Source organism: Franconibacter daqui (assembly GCF_014644275.1).
Taxonomy (GTDB): Bacteria; Pseudomonadota; Gammaproteobacteria; order Enterobacterales; family Enterobacteriaceae; genus Franconibacter; species Franconibacter pulveris.
The window spans coordinates 618,972-641,917 of sequence record NZ_BMKJ01000002.1 but is presented as its reverse complement, the minus strand read 5'-3'; the positions used below and the strand labels follow the sequence as shown (position 1 = coordinate 641,917).

The 22,946-nt window shown below is 56.5% G+C and carries 25 protein-coding genes and 1 other annotated feature; of the genes, 10 read left to right on the top strand and 15 right to left on the bottom strand.

Going from position 1 to position 22,946, the window contains the following annotated elements:
• The first annotated feature begins 182 nt into the window (after window positions 1-182).
• From raiA to pheA, 3 genes are all read left to right on the top strand, one after another.
• Window positions 183-521, top strand: coding sequence for a ribosome-associated translation inhibitor RaiA (gene raiA, locus IEX01_RS12305; RefSeq protein ID WP_024554297.1), 339 nt, complete (start codon window positions 183-185; stop codon window positions 519-521).
• Between the two features lie 97 nt (window positions 522-618).
• Window positions 619-744: a sequence feature (Phe leader region), on the top strand.
• Complete coding sequence (gene pheL, locus IEX01_RS21445) at window positions 620-667, top strand: pheA operon leader peptide PheL (protein ID WP_121497579.1); 48 nt, start codon at window positions 620-622, stop codon at window positions 665-667. Its footprint overlaps the feature before it by 48 nt.
• A 20-nt stretch (window positions 745-764) precedes the next feature.
• Window positions 765-1,925, top strand: coding sequence for a bifunctional chorismate mutase/prephenate dehydratase (pheA, locus tag IEX01_RS12295; protein WP_188723932.1), 1,161 nt, complete (start codon window positions 765-767; stop codon window positions 1,923-1,925).
• A 15-nt stretch (window positions 1,926-1,940) separates the two neighbouring features.
• On the opposite strand, the gene IEX01_RS12290 is transcribed toward pheA, so the two are convergent.
• The 3 genes from IEX01_RS12290 to aroF all read right to left on the bottom strand — a co-directional run bounded on the left by IEX01_RS12290 (window position 1,941) and on the right by aroF (window position 5,107).
• A complete protein-coding gene (locus IEX01_RS12290; protein ID WP_024556469.1) occupies window positions 1,941-2,828 on the bottom strand; it encodes an SMP-30/gluconolactonase/LRE family protein in 888 nt (295 codons plus the stop codon).
• 76 nt (window positions 2,829-2,904) lie between these two features.
• Window positions 2,905-4,026 (bottom strand): bifunctional chorismate mutase/prephenate dehydrogenase, encoded by a 1,122-nt coding sequence (gene tyrA, locus IEX01_RS12285; protein WP_024556468.1) that lies wholly within the window; start codon window positions 4,024-4,026, stop codon window positions 2,905-2,907.
• 10 nt (window positions 4,027-4,036) lie between these two features.
• Entirely contained in the window at window positions 4,037-5,107 is a 1,071-nt protein-coding gene (aroF, locus tag IEX01_RS12280; RefSeq protein WP_024556467.1) for a 3-deoxy-7-phosphoheptulonate synthase AroF, read from the bottom strand.
• Between the two features lie 270 nt (window positions 5,108-5,377).
• Between aroF and IEX01_RS12275 the strand changes: the two genes are divergently transcribed.
• Window positions 5,378-5,752: a DUF2799 domain-containing protein gene (locus IEX01_RS12275; protein ID WP_048887670.1), complete on the top strand. Its 375-nt coding sequence runs from the start codon at window positions 5,378-5,380 to the stop codon at window positions 5,750-5,752.
• A 32-nt stretch (window positions 5,753-5,784) separates the two neighbouring features.
• Here the strand turns inward: IEX01_RS12275 and IEX01_RS12270 are convergent, their stop codons facing one another.
• From IEX01_RS12270 to ffh, 7 genes are all read right to left on the bottom strand, one after another.
• Entirely contained in the window at window positions 5,785-7,161 is a 1,377-nt protein-coding gene (locus IEX01_RS12270) for a PepSY-associated TM helix domain-containing protein (protein ID WP_188723931.1), read from the bottom strand.
• 66 nt (window positions 7,162-7,227) lie between these two features.
• On the bottom strand, window positions 7,228-7,662 hold the full coding sequence (locus tag IEX01_RS12265) for a DUF2946 domain-containing protein (protein WP_268237267.1): 435 nt from the start codon (window positions 7,660-7,662) through the stop codon (window positions 7,228-7,230).
• 154 nt (window positions 7,663-7,816) lie between these two features.
• Entirely contained in the window at window positions 7,817-8,164 is a 348-nt protein-coding gene (rplS, locus tag IEX01_RS12260) for a 50S ribosomal protein L19 (protein ID WP_002914145.1), read from the bottom strand.
• A gap of 47 nt (window positions 8,165-8,211) precedes the next feature.
• Window positions 8,212-8,985: a tRNA (guanosine(37)-N1)-methyltransferase TrmD gene (gene trmD / locus IEX01_RS12255; protein ID WP_024556463.1), complete on the bottom strand. Its 774-nt coding sequence runs from the start codon at window positions 8,983-8,985 to the stop codon at window positions 8,212-8,214.
• Between the two features lie 32 nt (window positions 8,986-9,017).
• Window positions 9,018-9,566 carry a ribosome maturation factor RimM gene (rimM, locus tag IEX01_RS12250; protein WP_024556462.1) on the bottom strand — a complete coding sequence of 183 codons (549 nt, stop codon included), beginning with the start codon at window positions 9,564-9,566 and terminating at the stop codon, window positions 9,018-9,020.
• 18 nt (window positions 9,567-9,584) lie between these two features.
• Window positions 9,585-9,833, bottom strand: a complete 249-nt coding sequence (gene rpsP / locus IEX01_RS12245) for a 30S ribosomal protein S16 (RefSeq protein WP_024556461.1) — start codon at window positions 9,831-9,833, stop codon at window positions 9,585-9,587.
• Between the two features lie 390 nt (window positions 9,834-10,223).
• Window positions 10,224-11,585 carry a signal recognition particle protein gene (gene ffh / locus IEX01_RS12240; RefSeq protein ID WP_024554765.1) on the bottom strand — a complete coding sequence of 454 codons (1,362 nt, stop codon included), beginning with the start codon at window positions 11,583-11,585 and terminating at the stop codon, window positions 10,224-10,226.
• A 163-nt stretch (window positions 11,586-11,748) separates the two neighbouring features.
• Between ffh and IEX01_RS12235 the strand changes: the two genes are divergently transcribed.
• Complete coding sequence (locus IEX01_RS12235; protein ID WP_024560046.1) at window positions 11,749-12,540, top strand: cytochrome C assembly family protein; 792 nt, start codon at window positions 11,749-11,751, stop codon at window positions 12,538-12,540.
• Window positions 12,541-12,567: 27 nt separating this feature from the next.
• Complete coding sequence (locus IEX01_RS12230) at window positions 12,568-13,857, top strand: HlyC/CorC family transporter (protein ID WP_024560045.1); 1,290 nt, start codon at window positions 12,568-12,570, stop codon at window positions 13,855-13,857.
• 53 nt (window positions 13,858-13,910) lie between these two features.
• On the opposite strand, the gene grpE is transcribed toward IEX01_RS12230, so the two are convergent.
• Window positions 13,911-14,498, bottom strand: coding sequence for a nucleotide exchange factor GrpE (gene grpE / locus IEX01_RS12225; RefSeq protein ID WP_024559492.1), 588 nt, complete (start codon window positions 14,496-14,498; stop codon window positions 13,911-13,913).
• A 122-nt stretch (window positions 14,499-14,620) separates the two neighbouring features.
• Here grpE and nadK point away from each other — a divergent pair, with 122 nt between their 5' ends.
• From nadK to bamE, 3 genes are all read left to right on the top strand, one after another.
• Window positions 14,621-15,499: an NAD(+) kinase gene (gene nadK, locus IEX01_RS12220; RefSeq protein WP_024559493.1), complete on the top strand. Its 879-nt coding sequence runs from the start codon at window positions 14,621-14,623 to the stop codon at window positions 15,497-15,499.
• Window positions 15,500-15,585: 86 nt separating this feature from the next.
• Window positions 15,586-17,247: a DNA repair protein RecN gene (gene recN / locus IEX01_RS12215; protein ID WP_188723930.1), complete on the top strand. Its 1,662-nt coding sequence runs from the start codon at window positions 15,586-15,588 to the stop codon at window positions 17,245-17,247.
• A 242-nt stretch (window positions 17,248-17,489) separates the two neighbouring features.
• On the top strand, window positions 17,490-17,834 hold the full coding sequence (bamE, locus tag IEX01_RS12210; protein WP_024554293.1) for an outer membrane protein assembly factor BamE: 345 nt from the start codon (window positions 17,490-17,492) through the stop codon (window positions 17,832-17,834).
• Between the two features lie 152 nt (window positions 17,835-17,986).
• Here bamE and IEX01_RS12205 read toward each other — a convergent pair whose 3' ends face one another.
• Window positions 17,987-18,286: an RnfH family protein gene (locus tag IEX01_RS12205; RefSeq protein WP_188723929.1), complete on the bottom strand. Its 300-nt coding sequence runs from the start codon at window positions 18,284-18,286 to the stop codon at window positions 17,987-17,989.
• Window positions 18,276-18,713, bottom strand: coding sequence for a type II toxin-antitoxin system RatA family toxin (locus IEX01_RS12200; RefSeq protein ID WP_024559496.1), 438 nt, complete (start codon window positions 18,711-18,713; stop codon window positions 18,276-18,278). The genes IEX01_RS12205 and IEX01_RS12200 overlap by 11 nt, the downstream gene beginning before the upstream one ends.
• Window positions 18,714-18,863: 150 nt before the next feature.
• Here IEX01_RS12200 and smpB point away from each other — a divergent pair, with 150 nt between their 5' ends.
• Complete coding sequence (smpB, locus tag IEX01_RS12195; protein WP_024559497.1) at window positions 18,864-19,346, top strand: SsrA-binding protein SmpB; 483 nt, start codon at window positions 18,864-18,866, stop codon at window positions 19,344-19,346.
• Window positions 19,347-19,623: 277 nt separating this feature from the next.
• On the opposite strand, the gene IEX01_RS12190 is transcribed toward smpB, so the two are convergent.
• The gene (locus IEX01_RS12190; RefSeq protein WP_188723928.1) at window positions 19,624-20,793 is read right to left on the bottom strand and encodes an HlyD family type I secretion periplasmic adaptor subunit; all 1,170 of its coding nucleotides are present in this window, start codon (window positions 20,791-20,793) and stop codon (window positions 19,624-19,626) included.
• A gap of 9 nt (window positions 20,794-20,802) precedes the next feature.
• A complete protein-coding gene (locus tag IEX01_RS12185; RefSeq protein ID WP_188723927.1) occupies window positions 20,803-22,938 on the bottom strand; it encodes a type I secretion system permease/ATPase in 2,136 nt (711 codons plus the stop codon).
• Between the last annotated feature and the right edge of the window lie 8 nt (window positions 22,939-22,946).

The window sequence follows — 22,946 nt, the reverse complement described above, 5'->3', positions numbered from 1 at the left end:
AACTCATCAACTATGACCGCTTTCGCCACAGGCCACAAGTTCTAAATGCCCCCTTCCTGTCCTGCCTCACAAAAGCGCTGCATTGACAAAAAGTGACAAAATTAAGTGATCTTAATCACACAAATTGACACCCGAAGCGGTATGCTGAAGTTACCAAGACGGAAAGACAAGAGGTAAGATTTATGACAATGAACATTACCAGCAAACAAATGGATATCACCCCGGCCATCCGCCAGCATGTCACCGACCGTCTCGCCAAACTTGATAAATGGCAAACGCATCTGATCAACCCACATATCGTTTTATCAAAAGAACCGCAGGGTTTCGTCGCCGATGCGACTATCAATACCCCTAACGGGCAGCTTGTCGCCAGCGCAAGGCATGACGATATGTATACCGCCATTAATGAACTCATCAACAAGCTGGAGCGCCAGCTAAATAAAGTGCAGCACAAAGGAGAAGCGCGTCGCGCCACCACCTCAGTGAAAGATGCAAGCTTCGTTGAAGCAGAAGAAGAGTAAACTCAACCGCTCCAGTAACGCGCCTCAGGGCGCGTTTTTTATTGACAGAACAAAAACGGTGCAGGTACTTTACCTGTAGCCCTACACAGGAATCTTTGATGAAACTTCTACCGTTCTTCTTCGCTTTCTTTTTTACCTTCCCCTGAATGGGAGGCGTTTCGTCGTGTAAGAAAACAAGCGAAGACGAACTGACAGGCCTCCCAAAACGGGAGGCCTTTTTTATGGATAACGAAAAGGTGCGTTATGACTGCGGAAAACCCGTTATTAGCCCTGCGCGATAAGATAAGCGCTCTGGATGAACAACTGCTGGCGCTACTGGCTCAGCGTCGCGAATTGGCAGTGGAAGTGGGTAAAGCGAAACTTGCCACCCACCGTCCGGTACGTGATATCGATCGCGAGCGCGATTTGCTGGAGCGGCTTATCGCGCTGGGCAAACCGCACCACCTTAATGCGCATTACATCACCCGGCTTTTCCAGTTGATTATTGAAGACTCCGTTCTTACCCAACAAGCGCTGTTGCAACAACATCTTAACAACACCAATCCGCACTCCGCCCGCATCGCGTTTCTCGGCCCGAAAGGCTCCTATTCTCACCTTGCTGCGAGGCAGTACGCCGCCCGCCATTTCGATCACTTCATCGAAAGCGGCTGCGCCAAATTCCAGGATATTTTCAATCAGGTGGAAACAGGCCAGGCAGACTACGCCGTCGTGCCGCTGGAGAACACCAGCTCGGGGGCCATTAATGATGTTTACGATTTGCTCCAGCACACCACCCTCTCTATTGTTGGCGAGATGACGGTACCGGTCGACCATTGCGTGCTGGTCGCAACCTCAACGGACCTTGCGCAAATCGACACGGTTTACAGCCATCCGCAACCGTTCCAGCAGTGCAGCCAGTTTATTAACCGCTATCCGCACTGGAAAATTGAATATTGCGAAAGTACCGCGGCGGCGATGGAAAAAGTCGCACAAGCTAAGTCGCCTCGCGTTGCAGCGCTGGGCAGCGAAGCAGGCGGCGCGCTATACGGTTTACAGGTACTGGAGCGCAACCTCGCAAACCAGACGCAGAATATCACCCGCTTTGTGATACTGGCCCGCAAGGCGATCAACGTCTCGGAACAGGTTCCGGCGAAAACGACCCTGCTGATGGCGACAGGTCAACAGGCGGGCGCGCTGGTTGAAGCGTTGCTGGTGCTGCGCAACCATAACCTGATTATGACGCGTCTGGAGTCGCGCCCGATCCACGGTAATCCATGGGAAGAGATGTTCTACCTGGACATTCAGGCCAACGTGAAAGAAGCCGCCATGCAGCAGGCGCTCCGCGAACTGGCGGAAATCACCCGCTCCATGAAGGTGCTCGGCTGTTATCCGAGCGAGAACGTGGTGCCAGTCGACCCGGCCTGACAGGCCTGGCGACGGTTATATCGCTTGAGAAGCCGTTTCTTTAAACTTCGGCTTCTCAATGCCTGCCACCTCGACCTCAAGCGTAAAAATAGCGCCAGAAAGCGGACGCTCCGCCAGCTCCTGCGGCTCCATGTTTTCACGGGAAGTGGTGATAAACAGCGTTTTCATGTCCGGGCCGCCAAAGCAGACCATTGTCGGGCAGCGCACCGGCAGCCGATATTCCGCCAGTTGTTCACCCTGTGGTGAAAAGCGGGCGATACGCCAGCCGTCATAAAGCGCTGTCCAGTAGCACCCCTCTTTATCTATTGCGGCGCCGTCGGGGCCCCCTTCTCCTTCAGCAAAGCGCTTAAATATTTCGCGCTTGCCCGGCTCGCCCTGCTCATCCAGCGGTGTGCGATAAATGACTGCGTTTGGCGTATCCGAGGTATACATCCAGTCTCCCTCTTCCGTGAAGGCCAGGCCATTCGCTCCCAGAATGTCGCTATGAATGACACGGGGCTTAAGATTGTGATCCACCCGCACCAGCAGCGCGCCGTTATAATCGCCCGGGGCCCAGAAAGTGCCCGCGTAGAAACGCCCTGCGCGGTCGGTACCGCCGTCGTTAAAGCGCGCCAGCGCCGGGTTGCTGGGGTTGTCACAGACTTTATGGGTCAGCGCGCCATGTTCATCGGTAAGCCAGATGGCGTTGCGCAGCGCGACAATAAAGCCGCCCTTTTCACGCAGCGCAAAACAGCCCACCTCTTCAGGAAACTTCCAGACACGGTGCTCTGCGCTTTGCAGATGATAGCGATGGATCTCTTTCGCATTGATATCGGTCCAGTAAAGCGCCTGTTCTTCCGCATCCCAGGTTGGACCCTCCGGCAGCTCGCCGGTGTAGTCAAATAACGGTTTCGGTTCTGTCATGTCAGCCATCCTTTTGTCGCCATGAAAAAAGCCAGTGAGTTTTCTCACTGGCTTTTGAGTATAAGTCGCTTTTGGCTTACTGGCGGCTGTCGTTGGCCTGGCGCAACAGCGTGCGGCTTTCACTCTGGAACCGCTTCGCGTAATCACCGAACCAGTGCTCAACTTTACGGAAGCTATCGATAAAGGCCTGTTTGTCGCCCTGTTCTAGCAGGCCGATGGCTTCGCCAAAACGCTGATAGTAACGCTTGATAAGCGCGAGATTAGTGGGCGACGACATAATAATATCGGCGTATAGCTGCGGATCCTGCGCAAACAGTCGACCCACCATCGCCAGCTCCAGCCGGTAAATAGGCGAAGAGAGCGACAGCAATTGTTCCAGTTGTACATTTTCTTCCGCCAGATGCAGGCCGTAAGCAAACGTAGCGAAATGACGAAGCGCCTGAATGAACGCCATGTTCTGATCATGTTCAACGGCGCTGATGCGATGCAGCCGCGCCCCCCAGACCTGAATTTGCTCAAGGAACCACTGGTACGCTTCCGGCTGACGGCCATCGCAGTAAACCACGACCTGTTTAGCGAGGCTGCCGCTGTCCGGGCCAAACATCGGATGCAAGCCGAGCACCGGTCCCTGGTGGGAAGCGAGCATCGCCTGCAGCGGGCCATTTTTCACCGATGCAAGGTCGACCAGAATACAGTCTTCCGGCAGCGCAGGCAGCTTAGCGATAACCTGTTCCGTTACATGAATCGGCACGCTGACGATAACCATGCCGGCATCCGCCAGCAACGCTTCGGCGCGCGGCCAGTCTTCTTGCTCCAGAATGCGTACTTCATAACCTGAAAGCGTCAGCATCTTTTCAAACAGACGCCCCATCTGGCCGCCGCCGCCAACGATTACCACCGGGCGCAATGTCGGACAGAGAGTTTTAAAACCTTTATCATTTTCGCTGGAGTATGACTCGCGCATTACGCGCCTGAGCACATCTTCAATAAGGTCAGGCGGTACGCCGAGGGCTTCCGCTTCATGACGACGCGAGGCGAGCATAGAGGCCTCGCGCTCCGGCACATAAATCGGCAGCCCATAACGGCTTTTCACTTCGCCGACTTCCGCTACCAGTTCCAGCCGGCGCGCCAGTAACCCCAGCAGCGCCTTGTCCACTTCATCAATTTGATCGCGCAGGGCGGTCAATTCAGCCACCATAACTAACCTCTTATACGAGACGCGCCGCCAGCGAGCCGTCCAGATCCTGATGAATTTCGCGCAGCAGCGCTTCGGTGGTTTCCCAACTGATACAGGCATCCGTTACCGATACGCCGTATTTCATCTCGCTGCGCGGCTGCTCAGAAGACTGATTGCCTTCATGCAGATGACTTTCAATCATCAGGCCGATAATAGAGCGGTTGCCGTCTTTAATCTGCGCCACGGCGGATTCCGCCACGCCTGGCTGGCGACGATAGTCTTTATTGGAGTTGCCATGACTGCAATCTATCATCAGCGCCGGACGCAGTCCCGCCTGCTCCATCTCTTTTTCGCACTGAGCGACATCCGCCGGGCTGTAGTTAGGCGCTTTGCCGCCGCGCAGAATCACATGACCGTCCGGGTTACCCTGGGTTTGCAGCAGACAAACCTGGCCTGCCTGGTTAATGCCGACAAAACGGTGCGGCATAGCGGCGGCGCGCATGGCGTTGATGGCTGTCGCAAGGCTGCCGTCAGTGCCGTTCTTAAAGCCGACCGGCATAGAGAGACCGGACGCCATTTCACGGTGGGTCTGAGACTCCGTAGTGCGTGCGCCAATCGCCGACCAGCTAAACAGGTCGCCCAGGTATTGCGGGCTATTCGGGTCAAGCGCTTCGGTCGCCAGCGGCAGACCGAGGCTTACCAGTTCGACCAGCAAACGACGGGCGATTTTCAGCCCGCCTTCTACATCAAACGAGCCATCCATGTGCGGATCGTTAATCAGCCCTTTCCAGCCCACGGTAGTACGGGGTTTTTCAAAATAGACGCGCATAACCAGGTAAAGCGTATCGCTGACCTCTTCCGAGAGGGCTTTAAAACGACGAGCATAATCAATCGCAGCTTCAGGATCGTGGATCGAGCAAGGTCCACAAACCACCAGCAGACGCGGATCGCGACCAGCGATGATATCGGAGATCGTCTGACGAGACCGGGCTATCTGCGCTTCCTGATCGGCGGAGAGCGGGAATTCGGCTTTCAGTTGATCGGGAGTGATTAACACCTGTTCATCGGCGATATGTACGTTATTCAGCGCGTCTTTTTGCATGATGGCGATCCTTAGTTTGCTCGTTGCGATAGTCGTTACCCTAACGGGTGAAAACACCATATCATACAGAGTAAAGATTTCAACACGTAATACGTAAATTAATGGTTACACTAGCCGCTTATAAGCGAAAATATCTGGCTAAATATGGAAAGATAATATTACAGCAATCAGGCGAATATCATCAGGTACGAGGCCGGGCCGTAAGATCCGGCGATAAACGCAGCGGCAAGCTATGCTGAAAGTAACAACATGAAATAAGGATACACTCCCGTGCTGCGTATTTTACCCGCATTGCTTCTGGTATTGCTTACCGGCTGTCAGGTCGATCCTTACACGCATGCCCCGGCGCGCGGCGCCACCGACTGGTATCAGGCTGGTTTTGAAGACGCCACGGCAGGCGCACAGAAGAAAAACGACGAGACCCTTGCCGCTAACTTCAACGATAAGAAAGTCGATCGCCAAGCCTACCTGCGAGGTTATGCCAGTGGTCAGGAAAAAATCTGTCAGCCCGATCTGCTTTATGCCTGGGGCCTCGCCGGGAAAATTTTCCCGACGGGGTGCGACGACGTAGATACGGCGCCGCAGTTGCGCCAGCAGTGGCAAAAAGGGATGGATGAAGGCGTGAGCGCGTCGCGGCTCAATTAATTACGCCCTGCCAGGCAACAGGGCGTTACTGATTAGCCGTTTGAGCTGGCAAGACGGCGTTTTTGCCCCTGCCAGCGCACGATATCTACGATAAAGAACAACAGCAGGCTTACGCCCATCACCGGCAGCGCAAAACCGAGCAGCAGCGCAATAAGCAGCGTCGTTGCTCTGCCCGCGCCGCCAAGCGAAAGCCATGCTTCGCTCAGCGTCGCCGCCGGGCTAACCTGCGCCCCTGTGGGGCGACGCAGCCACCACAGGCGGTATCCCATGACGATGGCGACACACAGCCCGATACCGAATGCGATTAGCGCCAGTTGGTTCGGCAAACCAAACAGCACGCCCATATGAAAATCGACGCCCCAGCGGGTGAGCTTCGCCATTAACGGGAAATCTGCGAACCGGGCTTCATCTACCACCTGTAAATGCGCGGCATCGATGGCGACGGCATCCACCTGCGTTGGCCAGCGGCGATCCACTTCTGTTACCGTCCACGCCTGCTGCGCTTCGCGAGGCGGCCGGATTTCCACTTTCGCAGCATCGATTCCCGCACGACGCGCCGCTTCCAGCACCGCATCTATCCGCGAGGCGTCTGTCTTCGGCGACATCATCGCAGAAGTGTGGTGCATATGATGTTCAGCATGCGGATCGGCGAGCGCCGTCTCTCCTGCTGCAAGCGCAGTGCTGACCTGCGGCGTCAGCCAGCCCATAGCGGCGCGAAGCTTGTCCACGTTTGCGCCTGCCCACTGCGACCATGTCAGCCCGGTCGCTGAGAAGAGCAGCAACCCCGCCAGCAGAAGCCAGCCGAGCGTAATGTGCAGGCGTCGGGTCTTAACAAAGGCGTTTGCTTTTGCAGGACGCTGTGGCCGTTTCGGACGCGTCAGCCACCACAGGGCGATGCCGCCAGACGCCGCCACCCACATCCAGGATGCGGCAAGCTCGCTGTAGACTCGCCCCGCATCACCCAGCAGTAACGAACGATGCAGATAATCAATTCGCTGGCGCAGCGGCAAAATGCCGCTGGTGCCGTAGACCGTCATGTCGCCTTTCACCGCAAGTGTTACCGGATCGATGAAAATTCCCCGCGTTTCGGAGGGGCCGAGCGTGGGGTCGGCAAACATTACGCGCGTGGTTTCGCCAGGCTCAGAAGCAGGACGAATGGCATAAAGGCGCAGCGTTTCGCCGGTAGCCTCTTGAGCCGCAGCCACCTGCCGGGCAAGCGGCTGCGCCTCTCCCTGCGCATCGCTGTATAAAGCGGAAGCGTAAACCGCGTTTTCCAGTTGCGGGGTTGCCACATAGAGCGTGCCCGAAAGCGCGGCGATAAAGATAAACGGGCCGATGAACAGCCCAATATAGAAATGGAACCGGCGCAGCAGGGTAAGCCAGGCCGCGCGTGCAGATGAGGTTGTCATACTTTTCCTTAGGTAAAATGAAGCCTCGCCTTTTCGCACCAGCGGCGCAAAAAGTGTCGTAAGGGATCAGGAAAAAGCAGGCAGTCGCGGCGGCGCGCGGGTATGGGGACGAGACCAGGGCGTAAACAGCCAGAGCGGCTCAGCCCTGATGACACGCCGGATAACGCGCTGGCGCAGCCAGCCGAAAACCAGCAGCACGGCAAGCAGAATAAGCCCCGGCACATGCGTCAGCAGTACGCAGTAACCGCACGCTTCGGCGTGGTCAATATGCGATGTTAGCGGGCCATCACTATTCATGGCGTGCAATGGCATCTGCGACTGGTCGTGGTGCATCATCATGCCCGACATTTCAGGCACCTCATGATGCATCATGCCAGGCATGTTGTTAGCGGCATTCTTTTGCAAGGTGACGGAGATAAGCGGCGCAACAACAATCAGCGCCATGGCGAATAAGGCCAGCCATGCTGCACGAAGCGATGTTGTGGGTGAAAGAGAATGCACGCGTCTGTCGTCTCCCGAAAAACAGGGCGCTAGTGTAACGGATTTATAACTCAAAGGTTAAGCGTGAAGAGACTGAGCATGAACAGCATACGGATAATAAAAAAGGCCTGGCAGATGCCAGGCCTTTTTAACTGGGATGTCGCGAAAGCGAATCTTAGTTAAGACGCTCTTTGATACGAGCAGACTTACCGGTACGCTCACGCAGGTAGTACAGTTTAGCTTTACGAACGGCACCACGACGTTTAACAGCGATGCTGTCAACAACCGGAGAGTGAGTCTGGAAGACACGCTCAACGCCTTCGCCGTTGGAAATCTTACGAACAGTGAATGCAGAGTGCAGACCGCGGTTACGAATAGCGATAACCACGCCCTCGAATGCCTGCAGACGTTTTTTGGAACCTTCAACAACCCATACTTTCACTTCCACGGTATCACCCGGACGGAAGGAAGGTACGTCCTGCTTCATCTGCTCTTGTTCAAGTTGCTTAATAATGTTGCTCATAATTTAATCTCTTATCCTGGGTAAACTGATGTTTTGGGAGGCGGCGATTACGCTTCGCCTTGCCCATCATGTTTATGTTGCTGTTGCGTATGTTCCCGCTGGAACTCCGCCAGCAACCTTGCTTGCTCTTCAGTCAGAGCCAGGTTTTCCAGAAGTTCAGGTCTTCTAAGCCAGGTGCGGCCCAGCGACTGCTTCAGACGCCAGCGACGTATCTCGGCATGGTTGCCCGACAGTAATACCGCCGGAACTTCCATCCCTTCCAACACTTCAGGTCGGGTATAGTGCGGGCAATCCAGCAACCCGTCGGCAAAGGAATCTTCCGTCGCCGAAGCCTCATGTCCCAGCACTCCCGGTATAAACCGGGCGACCGAGTCAATCAGCGTCATTGCTGGCAGCTCGCCACCGCTGAGTACGTAATCACCGATTGACCATTCTTCGTCAATTTCGGTCTGGATCACGCGCTCATCTATCCCTTCGTACCGGCCGCAAACCAGAATTAACTTCTCGTTTGTCGCCAGTTCGCTGACGCCAGCTTGATCAAGCTTGCGTCCCTGAGGTGAAAGATAAATCACCTTCGCGCCTTCGCCCGCCGCGGCTTTCGCTGCATGGATGGCGTCCCGCAAGGGTTGCACCATCATCAGCATCCCCGGTCCGCCGCCGTAAGGACGATCGTCCACGGTACGGTGCCGGTCATGCGTGAAGTCGCGAGGACTCCAGCTGTCGATGCTCAGCAGGCCATTTTTTACTGCCCGGCCAGTTACCCCGTAATCGGTAATCGCGCGGAACATCTCAGGAAACAGGCTAATTATGCCAATCCACATAGCGCCGTCTTATTACCGTATTGTCCGGAGGTTCAAAAACCAGGATCCCAATCTACTTCGATAGTACGAGTAGCGAGATCGACTTTCTTGATAACCTGCCCATCGAGGAACGGAAGAAGCCGCTCCTTGATACCAAACGCATCTTTCAGGTTTGCCTTGATGACGAGGACGTCATTCGACCCGGTTTCCATCATATCGACGACTTTACCAAGATCGTAGCCTTCCGTGGTGATAACCTGGCAACCCATAAGGTCTTTCCAGTAGTAATCACCCTCTTCAAGCTCCGGCAACTGCGAGGAATCCACGACAATTTCGCAATTGGTCAGTAGATTCGCGGCATCCCTATCGTCAACGCCTTTCAGCTTGATGATGAGATCCTGATTGTGGTGCCGCCAGCTTTCCAGCTCGACTTGCTGCCACTGACCCGCCTTCTGGATAAACCAGGGCTGATAGTCAAAAATGCTTTCGGCGTCTTCGGTGGAGGAAAACACTCTGAGCCAACCACGGATACCGTAAGTAGAACCCATTTTCCCCAGCACTACCGGTTCAACAGGCGCTTTCGCGGTCTCTTGCTTGCTCATCATGACCACCGTGACAGATTAAGCTGCTTTTTTTGCTTCTTTGATCAGCGCGGCAACGCGATCGGAAAGGGTAGCGCCCTGGCCAACCCAGTGCTCGATACGATCCAGGTTCAGGCGGGTGCCTTCTTCTTTCTCGTTAGCGATCGGGTTGAAGAAACCAACGCGCTCAATGAAGCGGCCGTTGCGTGCATTGCGGCTATCAGTAACGACAACCTGGTAGAACGGACGCTTTTTAGCGCCGTGACGTGCTAAACGAATAGTTACCATAACATCCTCTTGTGTGAATAAAACACCGGGCCCCATCGAGGAACGGAGCCCGGCGTCATATTAAAAGCCCGAAAATTTTACTGATTTCTGCGGAAAAAGCAATCTACTTATGAGGCGCGTGTTTTAACGGCGCTAAAGGTCGTCGGCGGTGCAGGCAGTCTGGCGACGGCGTGCGCGCAGCCACCGGAGCGTACACGCAGTACGTGAGGATGGCGAGCACACCCCGACGTCAGAATGGCAAACAAGCCAGGCCGTTATTTTAACGGCGCTGAAGGCCGTCGGCGGTGCAGGCAGTCTGGCGACGGCGTGCGCGCAGCCACCGGAGCGTACACGCAGTACGTGAGGATGGCGAGCACACCCCGACGTCAGAATGGCAAACAAGCCAGGCCGTTAGCGACCCGGGAATCCTGGGGGCATCATGCCTTTCATCCCGCGCATCATTTTCGCCATTCCGCCTTTCTTCATTTTCTTCATCATGCGCTGCATGTCGTCGAACTGCTTAAGAAGGCGGTTCACGTCCTGCACCTGCATACCGCAGCCTGCGGCGATGCGGCGCTTGCGGGAGCCTTTGATGATGTCCGGGTTGGCGCGCTCTTTGAGCGTCATGGAACTAATGATGGCTTCCATACGCACCAGCACTTTGTCATCCATCTGCGACTTCACGTTATCCGGAATCTGTCCCATGCCCGGCAGCTTGCCCATCAGGCTCGCCATGCCGCCCATGTTCTTCATCTGCTTGAGCTGCTCAAGAAAGTCGTTCAGGTCAAAACCGTCGCCTTTCTTCAGCTTATTGGCGAGCTTCTCCGCCTGCGCGCGGTCTACTTTGCTTTCGATATCTTCGATAAGCGACAGCACGTCGCCCATACCAAGGATACGCGAGGCGATGCGATCGGGGTGGAACGGCTCCAGCGCTTCGGTTTTCTCGCCCACGCCGAGGAACTTAATCGGCTTGCCGGTGATGTGGCGAATGGAGAGCGCCGCGCCGCCGCGGGCGTCGCCGTCCACTTTGGTCAGCACCACGCCGGTCAGCGGCAGCGCTTCGTTAAAGGCTTTCGCGGTGTTAGCGGCGTCCTGGCCGGTCATGGCGTCGACGACAAACAGAGTCTCTACCGGTTTAATGGCGGCGTGAACCTGCTTGATTTCGTCCATCATCGCTTCGTCTACGTGCAGACGACCGGCGGTATCCACCAGCAGCACGTCATAGAACTTAAGCTTCGCCTCTTTCAGCGCCGCGTTAACGATATCCACCGGCTTTTGCGCCACGTCGGAGGGGAAGAAATCCACGCCCACCTGCTGCGCCAGGGTTTCCAGCTGTTTGATCGCCGCCGGGCGATAAACGTCGGCGGAGACTACCATCACCTTTTTCTTCTGCTTTTCGCGCAGGAACTTGCCGAGCTTGCCGACGCTTGTGGTTTTACCGGCGCCTTGCAGGCCCGCCATCAGCACCACGGCGGGCGGCTGCGCGGCCAGGTTCAGGCTCTGGTTCTCTTCGCCCATCGCCGAAACGAGTTCGCTGCGCACGATTTTGACGAATTCCTGACCCGGGGTCAGGCTCTTGTTAACTTCATGGCCCACCGCTTTTTCTTTAACGCGGTTGATGAAGTCGCGCACGACCGGAAGCGCGACATCCGCCTCCAGCAGCGCCATACGCACTTCACGCAGGGTCTCTTTGATGTTGTCTTCAGTCAGGCGTCCGCGGCCGCTGATATTGCGCAGCGTGCGCGACAAACGGTCAGTTAAATTATCAAACATTCTCTTTTGCCTAAGGGATAGCTTAAGGCCGCCGCAGCGACACTGATTCAGATTGTGGCGGAGTATAACATGAAGCCGCCCTGCATGTGATGCAACGGTTGGAGCGCGCGTCACGTAACGCTATACTGCTTTTCTTTCTTTGTCTTCGAATGACGAACCTTATATGCCTGTCTTTGCACTGCTGGCGCTTGTAGCCTACTCCGTCAGCCTGGCGCTGATTATTCCCGGTCTGTTGCGGAAAAACAGCGCATGGCGTCGGCTCGCCATCCTTTCCGCCGTCATTGCGCTTATCAGCCATGCGCTGGCGCTTGAAGCGCGGATTTTTTCCACCCACGACGGCGGCCAAAATTTAAGCCTGCTTAACGTTGGTTCGCTGGTCAGCCTGATGATCTGTACGGTGATGACCATCGTCGCCTCGCGAAACCGCGGCTGGCTTCTGCTGCCGATTGTCTACGCCTTCGCGCTGATAAACCTGGCGTTCGCCACCTTTGTTCCTAATGAGTACATCACTCATCTGGAAACCACGCCAGGCATGATGGTGCATATCGGCCTGTCGTTGTTCTCTTACGCCACGCTGATTATCGCCGCGCTCTATGCCTTCCAGTTGGCCTGGATAGATTACCAACTAAAGAATAAAAGGCTCGCGTTCAGCGCTGATATGCCGCCGCTGATGACCATTGAGCGCAAAATGTTTCACATCACTCAGGTCGGCGTGGTGCTGCTGACGCTGACGCTCTGCACCGGTCTTTTCTATCTGCATAATCTGTTTAGCGTAGAAAATATTGATAAGGCGGTGCTGTCTATCCTCGCCTGGTTTGTCTATATCATCCTGCTGTGGGGGCACTATCATGAAGGGTGGCGCGGTCGCCGGGTCGTGTGGTTCAACGTCGCCGGCGCCGCTCTGTTGACGCTCTCCTATTTTGGCAGCCGTGTGTTGCAGCAATTCGCCGGCTGAGTTTTAAACCGTTAAAGGGAAGGCCTTTTGGAACACATCTCAACCACTACGCTCATTGTCACGCTTATCGTGATGGTAGTGGTCTCCGCTTATTTTTCCGGTTCTGAAACCGGCATGATGACCCTCAACCGTTACCGCCTGCGCCACCTTGCCAAACAGGGCAATCGCGCGGCGAAACGGGTTGAGAAACTGCTGCGTAAACCGGATCGCTTAATCAGCCTCGTGCTTATTGGCAATAACCTGGTAAATATCCTCGCCTCGTCGCTGGCGACCATCGTCGGCATGCGTCTGTATGGCGACGCCGGCGTCGCCATCGCCACCGGGGTGCTCACTTTCGTTGTGCTGATTTTCGCCGAAGTGCTGCCGAAGACCATCGCAGCGCTCTACCCCGAGAAAGTGGCCTTTCCAAGCAGCTTCCTGCTTGCCCCGCTGCAGGTTCTGATGATGCCGCTGGTCTGGCTGTTTAACGTCATTACGCGCTTATTGATGCGTATGGTCGGCATCAAAACCGATAACGTGGTAAGCGCGGCGCTCAGTAAAGAAGAGCTGCGCACCATCGTTAACGAGTCGCGCTCGCAAATCTCGCGTCGTAATCAGGACATGCTGCTGTCGGTGCTGGATCTGGAAAAAGTGAGCGTGGACGACATCATGGTGCCGCGCAATGAAATCGTCGGCATTGATATCAACGACGACTGGAAGTCGATAGTCCGCCAGCTCACCCACTCGCCTCACGGGCGTATCGTGCTTTATCGCGATTCGCTGGACGACGCCATCGGCATGCTGCGCGTGCGCGAAGCCTGGCGCCTGAGAAACGAGAAAAAGGCGTTTTCCAAAGAGATAATCCTGCGCGCCGCCGATGAAATTTACTACGTGCCGTCCGGCACGCCGCTCAGCATCCAGCTGGTAAAATTCCAGCGCAACAAAAAGAAAGTGGGTCTGGTCGTAGACGAGTATGGCGATATTCAGGGGCTGGTGACGGTAGAGGATATTCTTGAAGAGATTGTCGGCGACTTCACGACGTCAATGTCGCCTACCCTCGCTGAAGAAGTTACGCCGCAAAACGACGGTTCAGTGATTATCGAAGGCAGCGCCAATATTCGTGAAATCAATAAAGCCTTTAACTGGCATCTGCCGGAAGAAGAGGCGCGCACCATGAACGGCATGCTGCTCGAAGCGCTGGAGGAGATCCCTGCCGTCGATACGCGGGTGCGCATCAAAAAGTATGATATCGATATTCTCGACGTGCAGGAAAACATGATTAAACAGGTGCGCGTCACGCCGGTGAAGCCGCTGCGGGAAAGCGTGGAAGAAAAGTAAGGCGCAGAAATGCAAAAGGCCAGTCCGCAGACTGGCCTTTTTTTGCATGAAGGTTATGCCTTCGCCACCGTCACCATTGCAGCGCGAATGGTACGGCCGTTCAGGGTATAGCCTTTTTGCATAACGGCAGCGACATGGTTTGGCGCAACGCCTTCCGCGTCCACCATGGCGATAGCCTGGTGAACGTTCGGATCCAGCGGCACGTTAGTTTCGGCAATCACTTCCACGCCGAACTTACGCACCACGTCGAGCATGGATTTCATGGTCAGCTCAATACCTTCGACCATGGCGGCCATATCGGTATTGTTTTTATCCGCCACTTCCAGCGCGCGGTCGAGGCTGTCGATAACCGGCAGCAGCTCGTTCACGAACTTCTCCAGCGCGAATTTATGCGCTTTCTCGATGTCCTGCTCGGTACGACGACGCAGGTTTTCCATCTCAGCTTTTGCGCGCAGTACGTTCTCGCGCTCGCGATTCTGAACTTCTGCTAACTGGGCCTCCAGATTAGCAATCTGTTCATCGCGCGGATCCACCTGCTCAGCCGCTTCAGCGGATTCCACCGTCTCCACCTCGTCATGCTGTTCCGTGATGATTTCTTCCGGGGCTTGCCCGTCAGGCGTTTTCTGTTCTTTACTACTCATGAAATTCTCCGCGTTTTTTTGCATTCATATCGCTAACTTCGCTTATTATGGGGATCAGTTTGCCGGTTTCAAGGGAACACGACAGATTGTCATGCCCTCCGTCACTAAGGACCTTCACGATAATGAATACCCCTTTTAAATGCATAGGTATTGTCGGACATCCGCGTCACCCCACCGCGCTCACCACGCATGAGATGCTCTGGCGCTGGCTTTGTGAAAAAGGGTATGACGTTATCGTTGAACAGCAAATCGCCCAGGAACTCAACCTGCATAATGTGAAAACCGGCACGCTGGCGGAAATCGGGCTGCTGGCGGACCTTGCGGTTGTGGTGGGCGGCGACGGCAATATGTTAGGCGCGGCCCGCGTGCTGGCGCGCTACGACATCAAAGTTATCGGCATCAACCGCGGCAACCTAGGTTTTCTTACCGACTTAGACCCGGACAACGCTCAGCAGCAGCTGGCGGATGTGCTTGAAGGGCGCTATATCAGCGAAAAACGGTTTTTGCTGGAAGCGCAGGTGTGCCAGCAACACTGTCCGAAACGCATTAGCACCGCCATTAACGAAGTGGTGCTGCACCCGGGTAAAGTGGCGCACATGATCGAGTTTGAAGTCTACATTGATGAAAAGTTCGCCTTCTCCCAGCGCTCCGACGGCCTGATAATCTCTACGCCAACCGGTTCAACCGCCTATTCGCTCTCAGCGGGCGGTCCTATCCTCACGCCCTCGCTGGATGCCATTACGCTGGTGCCAATGTTTCCGCATACGCTCTCTGCGCGCCCGCTGGTCATCAACAGCAGCAGCACTATCCGCCTGCGCTTTTCCAATATGCGCAGCGACCTTGAAATCAGCTGCGACAGCCAGATAGCCTTGCCCATACAGGAAGGCGAAGATGTTTTTATCCGGCGTTGCGACTACCACCTGAATTTAATTCATCCAAAAGACTACAGCTATTTCAATACGTTAAGTTCTAAGCTCGGCTGGTCAAAAAAATTATTCTGAAACGAGCCCGAGCCACTTTACTGTATATAAAACCAGTTTATACTGTACGCAAATACAGCTCTGTTGTTTTATACAGGAAGGTGGCTATGCTGGCTCAACTTACCATCAGTAATTTCGCAATCGTACGCGAACTGGAAATCGATTTTCAGTCTGGCATGACGGCGATCACCGGCGAAACCGGCGCAGGGAAATCCATCGCGATTGACGCGCTGGGGCTGTGCCTTGGCGGTCGTGCGGAAGCGGACATGGTGCGTCAGGGCGCCAGCCGCGCCGATTTGTGCGCGCGCTTCTCGCTGAAGGATACGCCTGCCGCGCTGCGCTGGCTGGAAGAGAACCAGCTGGAAGATGGTAGTGAGTGTTTGCTTCGCCGTGCGATCAGCAGCGACGGCCGCTCCCGCGGCTTTATTAACGGCACCGCCGTGCCGCTGTCGCAGCTGCGCGAACTCGGTCAACTGCTTATCCAGATTCACGGCCAGCATGCCCACCAGCTCCTGCTTAAACCTGAGCATCAGAAAACCCTGCTGGACGGCTACGCCGGCGAGATGGCGCTGACGCAGCAGATGTCCGCCGCCTATCGTCAGTGGCACCAGAGCTGCCGCGATTTAGCGCTGCATCAACAGCTGAGCCAGGAGCGCGCCGCCCGTGCGGAACTGCTGCATTATCAGTTGAAAGAGCTGAACGACTTTAACCCGCAGGCGGGGGAGTTCGAGCAGATCGACGAAGAGTATAAACGCCTCGCCAACAGCGGCCAGCTGCTTTCCACCAGCCAGCAGGCGTTGCACCTGCTTGCCGATGGCGAAGACGCCAATCTGCAAAGCCAGCTTTACAGCGTGCGCAATCTGGTTACCGAGCTTATTGGTATGGACGAGAAACTTTCCGGCGTGCTCGACATGCTGGAAGAAGCGGCGATCCAGATAACGGAAGCGAGCGACGAGCTGCGCCATTACTGCGACCGTCTGGATCTCGACCCTAACCGTCTGTACGAGCTGGAGCAGCGCATTTCACGTCAGATTAACCTGGCGCGCAAACACCACATTGCGCCGGAAGAGCTGCCGGCCTTCCACCAGAAGCTGCTGGATGAGCAGCAACAGCTGGATGACCAGGCGGATTGTCTGGAGACGTTAATGCTTGCCGTAAACAACCATCATCAGCAGGCGATAAAGGTGGCGCGTCAGCTTCACGAAAGCCGCGTCGCCTACGCGCGCGAACTGAGCGGGCTGATTACCGAAAGTATGCACTCACTTTCTATGCCGCACGGCAAGCTGACCATCGACGTGGCTTTTGAAGAAAACCACCTGACGGCGGAAGGGGCGGATCGCATCGATTTCCGCGTCTCCACCAACCCCGGCCAGCCGCTGCAACCGCTGGCGAAAGTCGCCTCGGGCGGTGAGCTTTCCCGTATCGCGTTGGCCATTCAGGTGATCACGGCGCGTAAGATGGAAACCCCGGCGCTGATTTTCGATGAAGTGGATGTCGGCATCAGCGGGCCGACCGCAGCGGTCGTCGGCAAGCTGCTGCGCCAGCTCGGCGAATCGACGCAGGTAATGTGCGTGACCCACCTGCCGCAGGTTGCGGGCTGTGGCCACCATCACTTCTTTGTCAGCAAAGAGACCGATGGCGCCATGACCGAAACCCATATGCAGCCGCTCGACAAACGCGCGCGTCTGCAGGAGCTGGCTCGACTGCTGGGCGGCAGCGAAGTAACCCGCAACACGCTGGCGAACGCCAAAGAGTTGCTGGCGGCCTAATCACTTTCTGATAAAAACGCCCTTTCTGAACATAAACCCGGCAGCAACCTGCCGGGTTTCGCTTAAAAAAAGAGCAAACCGTATCTTCAGACCGCGTTTACGGCGAAATTACCTCAACTTTTTTTCACCGTCAGGGTCATAGTGAAGCGCCTTAAGGTTTTAAACTGACGGAAGGTTTATTATCATCGGCAAATTATGTATGAGCCGCGTGCTGCTCGGGCCCGAAAAGGAATCTACTCACTATGCGCTGTAAAACGCTGACTGCTGCCGCAGCGGTCCTTCTGATGTTGACCGCAGGCTGTTCCACTCTGGAGCGAGTGGTTTACCGCCCCGATATCAACCAGGGGAACTATCTGACCCCAACCGACGTTTCTAAAGTCCGTATCGGTATGACGCAACAGCAGGTTGCTTATGCTCTGGGCACGCCGATGATGAGCGACCCGTTCGGCAGCAACACCTGGTACTACATTTTCCGCCAGCAGCCAGGGCATGAAACCGTCACTCAGCAGACCCTGACGCTGACCTTCAACAGCAACGGCGTACTGACCAATATCGACAATAAGCCGAAGCTGGACGGGCAGCGCTAAGCGCCTTCTCGCCGGAAAACAAAAAAGGTGCCTGAGGGCACCTTTTCTTTTACTCACCTTTAGCCTGAAGCTTGTTTCCGACCTGGCGTGCCAGCGCGGCTTTCTCGCGAGTGGCGAACCCGTCGGGAAAGCGCTAATCAGCGGCGTAACGCTTAATCAGGCTTATTTTGCGCCGACTTTTCTGCGCGCTTGCGGCGCAACTCTTTCGGGTCCGCAATCAGCGGCCGGTAAATCTCCACCCGATCGCCATCGTTCAGCGTGTCTGTTAGCTTCGCCGGGCGGCTGTAGATCCCTATTTTGTTCTTTTTGAGATCGATATCCTCTCGCAGCTCCAGCAGGCCGGAAGCCTGAATAGCCTGCTCGATGGTCGCCCCCTCTTCCAGCGTCAGCTTACGCAGATACTGTTTTTCCGGCAGCGCATAAACGACCTCAACGCGGATCTCAGCCGGCACGGTAAACCTCTTTGGCGCGGTTAGTGAACGCTTGCACCATGTTAGAAGCGAGTTCTTTGAAGACGCGGCCGAAGGCAAGCTCGATGAGCTTATTAGTAAACTCGAAGTCGAGATGAAACTCTATCTGGCAGGCGCTTTCGGTCAGCTCGGTGAACTTCCAGCCACCCATCAGCTTCTTGAATGGGCCGTCCACCAGCTGCATCAGAATGCTCTGGTTACTGGTCAGCGTATTGCGGGTGGTGAACGTTTTGCTGATGCCCGCTTTAGAGACATCCACCGCCGCCGTCATCTGGCCAGGCGTGGCTTCCAGCACGCGACTTCCCACGCATCCGGGGAGAAACTCCGGGTAGGATTTCACGTCGTTCACTAACTGATACATCTGCGCAGCGCTGTAAGGCACCAGAGCAGTACGACTAATTTGTGGCATAGCGATTCCCGTAAGTCATACAACCTACAAATAATAACATTTATCACCGGTTAAACAAAAACTCGCCGTCAGGCATGCTAAGATAGCCGTTTGCCGCCCCCACCGGATGGGGTGCCTTTTTTTACCGAATTACCTATACTGAGCAGCACTATGACGAAGAAAAAAGCACACAAACCCGGCTCAGCCACGATTGCGCTCAATAAGCGCGCCCGCCATGAATATTTCATCGAAGACGAATACGAAGCGGGTCTCGCCCTTCAGGGGTGGGAAGTTAAATCCCTGCGCGCTGGCAAAGCGAACATCGGCGACAGCTATGTCATCATGAGAGATGGCGAAGCCTACCTGTTCGGCGCCAACTTTACGCCGCTCAGCGTCGCCTCCTCCCACGTGGTTTGCGACCCAACGCGCACCCGTAAACTGCTGCTGAACCAGCGCGAGCTGGATACCCTGTACGGCCAAATTAACCGCGAAGGCTACACCATCGTCGCGCTCTCCCTCTACTGGAAGAACGCCTGGTGCAAAGTGAAGATTGGCGTGGCGAAAGGGAAGAAACAGCACGACAAACGCTCGGACCTGAAAGAGCGCGAATGGCAGCTGGATAAAGCGCGCATCATGAAAAACGCCGGGCGATAAGCCTGCGCTTCTGGCAGTAAAAAACCGGCGAAAGCCGGTTTTTTTATGGGCGTGTTATGCGCTGGTGTCGCAGATGAATCCTGCTTGCAGGAAGCCTCACACAAGCCCCGCTTGCCCGTAAATTGAAGAAGTGAGACATACCATCAGCCCTCACCCCGGTTCCCTCTCCAGGGGAGCAAGAGAGAAAAGCCGGGCTCTGACATAAGCAAACCGGCCCTCTCGCCATAAGTGCCAGCCGGTCCCCCTCTTCCCATTGAGGAGGAAGGTGACGCAAAACTTACCGCTCCCGCAATGCCTCTTTCACTTTGTTCAGCGGTTTTATCAGGTAATCGAGCACCGTTTTCTGGCCGGTTTTGATATCCACATCCGCCACCATGCCGGGGAGGATCGGGAATGCCTTACCGTTGCGGTTGCGCAGCTCCGCGCTTTTAGTACGAATGTAAACCCGGTAGTAAAACTGGTCGCGCTTAACCTCATCCTGAATGGTGTCCGGCGATACCATCTCCACGGTGCCGTCCAGCGTGCCGTAAATAGAGGAGTCATAGGCCGACACCTTCACCGTTGCGGGCAGGCCCGGGCGAATGTAGGCAATATCCCGCGGGTTAATGCGCGTTTCGATAAGCAGCTTATCTTCCAGCGGCACGATCTCCATCAGCTTGCCGCCGGGCTGCAATACGCCGCCTACGGTCGTGACCTGAATATCTTTCACCACCCCGCGCACCGGGGAGAAAATTGTCGCCCGGGTCACCTGATCCTCTTTACCCGCCAGCACCTGGAGCTGCGCGTCAAGGTCGGCGTTGGTTTTCACCTGCTCCTCCCGCGCCCGCACCGCAAACTCGTTGCGGGCATCGTCCATCTTTCCTTTCAGCTCCGCCGCCTGGCGCTGCAGGCGGATCACCTCCACCTGGCTTGCCGCCCCTTTCGCCACCAGCGGCTGGGTCATGCGCAGTTCATCCATCACCAGGCCATAGGTTTTGTTCAGGTTAGCCAGCGTCTCGTTGAGATTGCGTCGGCGCGACTCGTAAAGCTGACGCTCACGCGCCACCAGTTCCGGCTCCTTCATCGACTCGGCGCTGAATTTCAGCGGCTCGCCGGTCAGCTCCGAGCGCAGCCGCTCGCTGGAAGCCCGCAGCGCCCGCACCCGCGCCGACGCTTCGCCAAAGTTCGACTGAAAGCGTGTCGGGTCAAGCCGCGCCAGCATCTGCCCGCGCTCGACAATGTCGCCCTCATGCACCAGCAGTGCGTTGACGATGCCGCCGTCCAGGCTCTCGATAACCTGCGCGCGGCTCGCCGGCGTCACCTTGCCGGAGCCCACCGTCACCTCGTCCAGCGTGGCGAACCACGCCCAGACGACGAAGAGCACCAGCCCCAGCAGCGTCAGCCAGATAACGGAAGAGTAAAAGCGGCTCTGGCGCGCCAGCTCTTCCTGAATGGTCAGTTGGCTCATCGTTCCTCCTTACGCCACCGAAGCTACGTTGCTGTTGCGTTTTGCCTGGTTAAGAATGGCGTCGCGCGGGCCGTCAGCCACCACTTTGCCGTGCTCCACCACCACAATGCGGTCCACCAGCGAAAGCAGCGCCGGACGGTGCGTCACCAGCACCAGCGTGCGGCCCGTCAGCCACTGATGAAGCTGGCGAATAACATACGCCTCCAGCTGTTCGTCCATCGAGGCCGTGGGTTCATCCAGCAGGACAATTTGCGGATTACGCACAATCAGGCGGCTCAATAGCACCATCTGCCGCTGGCCGCCGGAAAGGCCGCGCCCGCCTTCGTTGATAAGCCTGTCGAGGCTGGCCGCGTCTTTCTGCACCATCGAGAGCGCACCGCTGATGCGCAGCGCCTGCAGCAGCTCGCTCTCCGTAGCGTTCGGGTGGCCGAGCATCAGGTTCTGACGCAGCGTGCCGAAAAAGAGCCGCGACTCTTGCGATAAAAAACCCACCTGGCGGCGCACGTCGGTGGGGTCGATATGCGCCAGATCGACGCCATCGATAATGACTTTGCCTTTGCTCGCCTGCGCCTGCCCGGAAAGCACTTTCAGCAGGGTTGATTTGCCGGCGCCGACTTTGCCGAGGATCGCCACCCGCTCGCCGGGTTTGATCTCAAGGTTTGGGATCCAGAGCGCCTGATCCCCCTTCTCTGCATCGTAGCTGTACTGCACATCCTGAAACTGATAGTGCCCGGCCAGCACCAGGCAGTGCGCCATTTTTCTTTGCGCATCGCGATCGAGCGGCTTTTTCAGCAGCTCGTTAAGCCCTTCCATCGCGGTTTTGGCGTGCTGCCAGCGAGAGAAAACCATGGTGAGCTGCATCAGCGGCGCAAGGGTGCGGGAAGAGAGCAGGCTGCAGGCCACCAGCGTACCGGTGGTTATCTGCCCGTCGAGCACCAGATAGCTGCCGAACACCAGCATCCCGGCGTAGGTTATCTGCTGCACCGTGGAGGCCCAGCCGCTCAGGCGAGCGCCCCAGACGCGCTGTTTCATGCCGATGTTCGCACCCACGCTGTGGGTGTGCTCCCACTGGCGCTGAAAATAGGGCTCCGCCTGCAGCGCCTTGATGTCCTCCACCCCTTCGATAGACTCCACCAGCACCGCGTTGCGAATCGCGCTTTCGCGCATCCCCTCTTTGGCGAGCTTCGCCATCGGCCACTGCACCAGAATGCCGGGAATGACGATAAGCGGAATGGCGATAAGCGGAATCGCCACCAGCGGCCCGCCCACCAGCGCCATAATGCCGAGGAACAGCAGCACGAAAGGAATATCCATCGCCGCACCCACGGTGGTGGAGGTGAGCAGCTCGCGCACCTGGTCTATCTCGCGAAGCTGCGAAATAAACGATCCGGTGGATTTTGGCCGCGCGTCGTTTTTAATCGCCAGCGCCCGGGCGAAAAAGAGCGAGGAGACGTTAAGGTCGATATGCTTGCCCATGATGTCGGAAACATGCGTGCGAGCGAGACGGATAAAAAACTCCAGCAGCGCCGCCAGCAGCACGCCAAAAAAGAGCACCCACAGCGTGGGGAAAGACTGCGCCGGAATAACGCGGTCATAAACCTGCATTGAGAAGAGAATGCCCGCCAGCGCCAGCACGTTGCCGATAACCGAAGCCAGCGAGATTTCCGCAAGCTTGCGCCCGGCATGGCGAAAGTGGCGCCAGAACCAGTGCGGCTCCCAGGGGCGGGCGAAGTCATCAATGCGGGAATCGCGCCCGCGGGCGGCGATGCCGAGCAGCACGATTTCCGGCTTAATGCGCGTAAGCAGCGCCTCCAGCGGCTCCTCGCGCACCAGGTCGCCCCCTTCGCTCAACCAGTAGCTGGCGAGGCCGTCGGCGTCGATATCTTCAATCAGCATCAGCCCGCCCGCTTCCAGCTGGACTATCACGGGCAGGGTCTGGCTGTTCCAGCGCATATTATCAAGGTCGGTGAGTTTCACCTGCAGGCCCATCAGGCCCGCCAGCCGGTCAAGCCGCGAGGCCAGCGGCAGATTTTCAAACCAGCGCATCTGCTGGCGCGCCGCCGGGGCATCGGCGGGAAGGCCGAAACGGCCCGCCGCGCGCGCCATGGCGCGGGTCCAGCTTTCTGTATCCGGGGTCTGGGACATCAAAAACT

Coding starts and splice junctions, on each gene's coding strand:
- raiA (WP_024554297.1), top strand. CDS start 183: ATGACAATGAACATTACCAGCAAACAAATGGATATCACCCCGGCCATC.
- pheA (WP_188723932.1), top strand. CDS start 765: ATGACTGCGGAAAACCCGTTATTAGCCCTGCGCGATAAGATAAGCGCT.
- IEX01_RS12290 (WP_024556469.1), bottom strand. CDS start 2,828: ATGACAGAACCGAAACCGTTATTTGACTACACCGGCGAGCTGCCGGAG.
- tyrA (WP_024556468.1), bottom strand. CDS start 4,026: ATGGTGGCTGAATTGACCGCCCTGCGCGATCAAATTGATGAAGTGGAC.
- aroF (WP_024556467.1), bottom strand. CDS start 5,107: ATGCAAAAAGACGCGCTGAATAACGTACATATCGCCGATGAACAGGTG.
- IEX01_RS12270 (WP_188723931.1), bottom strand. CDS start 7,161: ATGACAACCTCATCTGCACGCGCGGCCTGGCTTACCCTGCTGCGCCGG.
- rplS (WP_002914145.1), bottom strand. CDS start 8,164: ATGAGCAACATTATTAAGCAACTTGAACAAGAGCAGATGAAGCAGGAC.
- trmD (WP_024556463.1), bottom strand. CDS start 8,985: ATGTGGATTGGCATAATTAGCCTGTTTCCTGAGATGTTCCGCGCGATT.
- rimM (WP_024556462.1), bottom strand. CDS start 9,566: ATGAGCAAGCAAGAGACCGCGAAAGCGCCTGTTGAACCGGTAGTGCTG.
- rpsP (WP_024556461.1), bottom strand. CDS start 9,833: ATGGTAACTATTCGTTTAGCACGTCACGGCGCTAAAAAGCGTCCGTTC.
- ffh (WP_024554765.1), bottom strand. CDS start 11,585: ATGTTTGATAATTTAACTGACCGTTTGTCGCGCACGCTGCGCAATATC.
- IEX01_RS12235 (WP_024560046.1), top strand. CDS start 11,749: ATGCCTGTCTTTGCACTGCTGGCGCTTGTAGCCTACTCCGTCAGCCTG.
- grpE (WP_024559492.1), bottom strand. CDS start 14,498: ATGAGTAGTAAAGAACAGAAAACGCCTGACGGGCAAGCCCCGGAAGAA.
- nadK (WP_024559493.1), top strand. CDS start 14,621: ATGAATACCCCTTTTAAATGCATAGGTATTGTCGGACATCCGCGTCAC.
- recN (WP_188723930.1), top strand. CDS start 15,586: ATGCTGGCTCAACTTACCATCAGTAATTTCGCAATCGTACGCGAACTG.
- bamE (WP_024554293.1), top strand. CDS start 17,490: ATGCGCTGTAAAACGCTGACTGCTGCCGCAGCGGTCCTTCTGATGTTG.
- IEX01_RS12200 (WP_024559496.1), bottom strand. CDS start 18,713: ATGCCACAAATTAGTCGTACTGCTCTGGTGCCTTACAGCGCTGCGCAG.
- smpB (WP_024559497.1), top strand. CDS start 18,864: ATGACGAAGAAAAAAGCACACAAACCCGGCTCAGCCACGATTGCGCTC.
- IEX01_RS12190 (WP_188723928.1), bottom strand. CDS start 20,793: ATGAGCCAACTGACCATTCAGGAAGAGCTGGCGCGCCAGAGCCGCTTT.
- IEX01_RS12185 (WP_188723927.1), bottom strand. CDS start 22,938: ATGTCCCAGACCCCGGATACAGAAAGCTGGACCCGCGCCATGGCGCGC.